This window comes from Streptomyces sp. NPDC059900 (assembly GCF_050270335.1).
Classification (GTDB): Bacteria; Actinomycetota; Actinomycetes; order Streptomycetales; family Streptomycetaceae; genus Streptomyces.
Genome location: NZ_JBNNJZ010000736.1, coordinates 1 through 3,529 on the forward strand (window position 1 = coordinate 1; position 3,529 = coordinate 3,529).

Annotated in this window: 3 protein-coding genes and 4 pseudogenes; 3 read left to right on the forward strand and 4 right to left on the reverse strand. The window is 67.2% G+C overall.

Going from position 1 to position 3,529, the window contains the following annotated elements:
- Nucleotides 1-338, forward strand: a pseudogene (locus tag ACQKIP_RS42960) (hypothetical protein); the annotation flags it as partial.
- Here ACQKIP_RS42960 and ACQKIP_RS42965 read toward each other — a convergent pair.
- Both ACQKIP_RS42965 and ACQKIP_RS42970 read right to left on the reverse strand, forming a co-directional pair.
- Nucleotides 331-552, reverse strand: a pseudogene (locus ACQKIP_RS42965) (IS110 family transposase); the annotation flags it as partial. The pseudogenes ACQKIP_RS42960 and ACQKIP_RS42965 sit on opposite strands and share 8 nt — an antisense overlap.
- Nucleotides 553-947: 395 nt before the next feature.
- Entirely contained in the window at nucleotides 948-1,490 is a 543-nt protein-coding gene (locus tag ACQKIP_RS42970; protein WP_365867331.1) for a phosphoribosyltransferase family protein, read from the reverse strand.
- 72 nt (nucleotides 1,491-1,562) lie between these two features.
- On the opposite strand from ACQKIP_RS42970, the pseudogene ACQKIP_RS42975 reads away from it, so the two are divergent.
- Nucleotides 1,563-2,195, forward strand: a pseudogene (locus ACQKIP_RS42975) (transposase); the annotation flags it as partial.
- Between the two features lie 59 nt (nucleotides 2,196-2,254).
- On the opposite strand, the gene ACQKIP_RS42980 reads toward ACQKIP_RS42975, so the two are convergent.
- Nucleotides 2,255-2,752: a GNAT family N-acetyltransferase gene (locus ACQKIP_RS42980; protein WP_365867329.1), complete on the reverse strand. Its 498-nt coding sequence runs from the start codon at nucleotides 2,750-2,752 to the stop codon at nucleotides 2,255-2,257.
- Here ACQKIP_RS42980 and ACQKIP_RS42985 point away from each other — a divergent pair.
- Nucleotides 2,751-3,389, forward strand: a complete 639-nt coding sequence (locus ACQKIP_RS42985) for a DUF6188 family protein (protein WP_365867327.1) — start codon at nucleotides 2,751-2,753, stop codon at nucleotides 3,387-3,389. The two genes, ACQKIP_RS42980 and ACQKIP_RS42985, sit on opposite strands and share 2 nt — an antisense overlap.
- Here ACQKIP_RS42985 and ACQKIP_RS42990 read toward each other — a convergent pair.
- Nucleotides 3,386-3,472: pseudogene (locus ACQKIP_RS42990) on the reverse strand (IS21-like element helper ATPase IstB); the annotation flags it as partial. The gene ACQKIP_RS42985 and the pseudogene ACQKIP_RS42990 overlap by 4 nt on opposite strands.
- Between the last annotated feature and the right edge of the window lie 57 nt (nucleotides 3,473-3,529).

Below are 3,529 nucleotides of genomic sequence, written 5' to 3' on the forward strand. Positions count from 1 at the left end.
ACTCCGAGGGGGAGGCGGTGCTTCCGGTGCCCCGTGCGGACGTCGTGCTGTCCCGTCCGGCGGATGCCGAGTGCCCGGACCTGCGGGTCTGGCCGGCGGATGATGTGTTGGCGATCTTCAGGTTCCATGCCGACGACGAAGTCGACTTCGACGTCGACCTGCGGGAGTTGCAGGGCCAGGACCGGCTGGATGTGCTCTGCGGCTTCTTTCGGGAAATCGGGCGCCGACTGGGCAAGCCGGTGCTGATGGACCCGGAGGGCGAGTACGGTCATCCGGTGCTCGGCTTCGACGTTGAGGCCGACCGGGTCGTCCTCCTCGCAGACCCGCAGCTCAGGTGATGGGGGCCGACGGCTGCGGTTCGCAGAAGGTGCCGTCCCTGAACATCGCGAAGCGGACGTCGGCTCGGCGTCTGGCGAGGCAGAGCAGGGCCTGGGTGTGGTGTTGGCCCTGGGCGATCTTCTTGTCGTAGTTAGCCCGCGAGGCCGGGTCGCCCAGGGCGGCGAACGCGGAGAGGAAGAAAGCCCGCTTGAGCTGCTTGTTTCCCCGTCTGGGGGCTGCGGAACTTTTGGCAGCTCCCCGGCTCACAGCCGAACCGGGGAACCTGGCCGGCGATGTGTCCCGGGCCGGCAGACTGGGCCTGCCCTGGAGGCCGTGGCCGACGCGGCGCAGTATCGCGGAACAGCGGAGGGCGGGCTGGATCGCCCGGCCGGGGCCCGGCTGCGCGAGGCAGACCTGCGCGTCATCTGCCGGTGTGACGACAGCGCAGGATCGTTCCGCAACCGGTCGGCGTGGTCGGATAACGAAAGCTCCTGGCATCTGGGGGCCTGTTCCCGGCCTTGGCGGTGAGCTCCAGCTCGGACTTGGCCCGTTGGCGAACGGGCCGCCGTACGCGGAGTTCGCCCGGACGATGCCCGCCGGGGCAAGGCTGCCGTCTGGCTTCGACCGGTCTACTTGCCTGCCCGATACAGCGGAAGGTCAGTGAAGGCCAGTAACGCCTGAACCGGCCCGACCGCCACTCTCGGCTCCTCACTGAGCTGATCAACGACGACGCTGCAACCCGCCCAGCTGCTGCCGCACTCCGCGACCATGTCTCTGACCGCGGCCGCCTGGCTTCCCGTCTCGATCCAGTCGTCAACCAGCAGCACCCTGTCGCCCCGCGTCAGCGCAGATCGCTGAAGCCGAAGCTGATGGCGCTGCTGCCGGTAATCCGGCGCCGCCCGGCACTCGACCTTCTCGCCGGGAAACAGACCGTCACCCTTGCGAACTGGCACGAAGCCGACTCCCAGTTCCACCGCAGCGGCGGCACCGAGCAGGAAACCCCGCGACTCGACGCCGCAGACCGCGGTGATTCCGGCTTCGCGGAACGGCTCGACGAGCGCCTTGACGACTGCGTTCAGGGTCTCGGCGTCTCGGAAGATCGCCCACACATCGGCATGGCCGTCAATCCATGCGAAGTGCTCCAGAGCAAGGTCACGCGCGGTTTTGGTCACGGACCGAAGTTTCTTCACGGGCCTGTCGGAGAGCAACCGAGTTCGAGAAGGGTCTGTCTCAGCGAACTGAGTCGGGAGTCCCCCGACCCCGAGCGCGATGCCAAGCTCGACCGCATCGAGCACCTGATGGAGCACTTCCCGGACCGCGTCTTCGCCTTCGATGAGTTCGGCCCGCTCGGCATCCGGCCCACCGCCGGGTCGACCTGGGCCGAGCAGGGACGCCCCGAGCGGCACCCCGCGACCTACCACCGCACCTACGGGGTGTGCTACTTCCACGGCTGCTACTCGGTCGGCGACGACACCCTGTGGGGCGTCAACCGGCGCAAGGAAGGCGCTGCGAACACGCTGACCGCGCTGAAGTCGATCCGCGCTGCCCGGCCCGACGGCACACCGATCTACGTGATCATGGAAAACCTGTCCGCCCACAAGGGCGAGATGATCCGACGCTGGGCAAAGAAGCACAAGGTCGAACTGTGCTTCACTCCGACCTACGCCTCCTGGGCCAACCCCATCGAGGCGCACTTCGGACCGCTGAGGCAGTTCACCATCGCCAACTCCCACCACCCCAACCACACCGTCCAGACCCGGGTCCTGCACGCCTACCTCCGCTGGCGCAACACCAACGCCCGCCACCGCGAAGCCCTGGCTGCCGAACGCAAGGAACGCGCTCGCATCCGCAGTGAGAAGGGCATCCGCTGGGGCGGACACACCTCACCGCCGCAGCCTGAGCACGTGGGGAATCCGGCCGTGCCCGGATGTGGAGATCAGACCACGGCCAGACTCTTCGCCATGACCCGCTCCCTGCCCACGCCATCGGGCAGAAGCTCGCCGGGCTCGCCCGTGTCCGTGAAACCGTGCCGCTCATAGAGCGCGGTCGCCTTGCGGTTGTCCGGTCTGACGGACAACCGCAGCGCCGTGGCACCGCGCTCCGCCGACCGCCGCTCGACTGCCTGGATCAGATGGTCACCCACTCCCTTGCCCCGGGCTGTGGGGCTGACCCACATAGAGATCAACTCCACGTCCTCCGCTCCCTCGCCCGGCACTCCGCTGGCCATGCCCACCGGAAGGCCGTCGAGGAGTGCGACGAGATCGTGCGCCCCAGGGATCGAGAGACGGGCACGCCAGCGTTCCTCCCGGTCGCCGGGGCCCTGCCACTGGGCCAGCGTCGATCCGAACGCATAGGGCGCCTCAGCAAGCGCGGCCAGTCGCAACTCCCGCCAAAGGGGCCAGTCGTCTGGTTCCAAGGTGCGTAGTTCAAGCATGATCCAGACCCTGCCTGCCCACCAAGGCGGTCAGCAAGTTGATTACAGCCATGCAATCGAGGTCATTCCGCCCTGCGACCAGCCGAAACTCGGGAGCAGCCGGACTCACGCGCCCGCAGGCCACGAGACCTCGGTGAACCTATCCGGTCACGGCACCAGCTGGCGCGATCGGCCTGCCGCAAGGCATCGTGCGGGGGTGAACGAATCTGCCTTTGTCGAGCACGATGATCGGTGGATCTTGGGTCTTCGGGGTCTGGGCGTCACCAGGATCACCGTCGACTATCAGCTGTCGCTTCTCCTCGAAGCGGGTGCGGAGGTTGTCCTGGAGGGCCCCTGTCGGCTGTCGCAGGAGCCATCTGCCGGAGAACGTCGGGATCAGATGTTGGACCCGGATCGGCAGGACGTGGCGGCTGCTCTGGCACTGTTCGGTGCCCACGTCGTATCGGCTGTCGCCTTCAAGAGGGGGACGCTTCAACTGGCCTTCGACAATGGGACGGAGCTCAGCTGCCAGGCCGATCCTGCATTTGAAGCCTGGCAGGTGACGGGCCCGGGAGACTGGCGCTTTGTGGCGATGCCGGGTGGAGAACTTGCGGTGTGGTCCGGGGCTCCGGCAGCCGGATGGACCAAGGACTTTTAGCCATCGGCCTGTTGAGCACGCGTCCGTGCAAGCCGGTAGGAGTCGGCGCCAGTCTCAATGATGTTGCTTCCGAAGGTGAGGCGGCATCAGCCCGGAGAAGGCACGCACTGCCTTCAAGTAAGTCGGCAACTCCGACAAGC

Coding starts and splice junctions, on each gene's coding strand:
- ACQKIP_RS42985 (WP_365867327.1), top strand. CDS start 2,751: ATGATCCAGACCCTGCCTGCCCACCAAGGCGGTCAGCAAGTTGATTAC.
- ACQKIP_RS42980 (WP_365867329.1), bottom strand. CDS start 2,752: ATGCTTGAACTACGCACCTTGGAACCAGACGACTGGCCCCTTTGGCGG.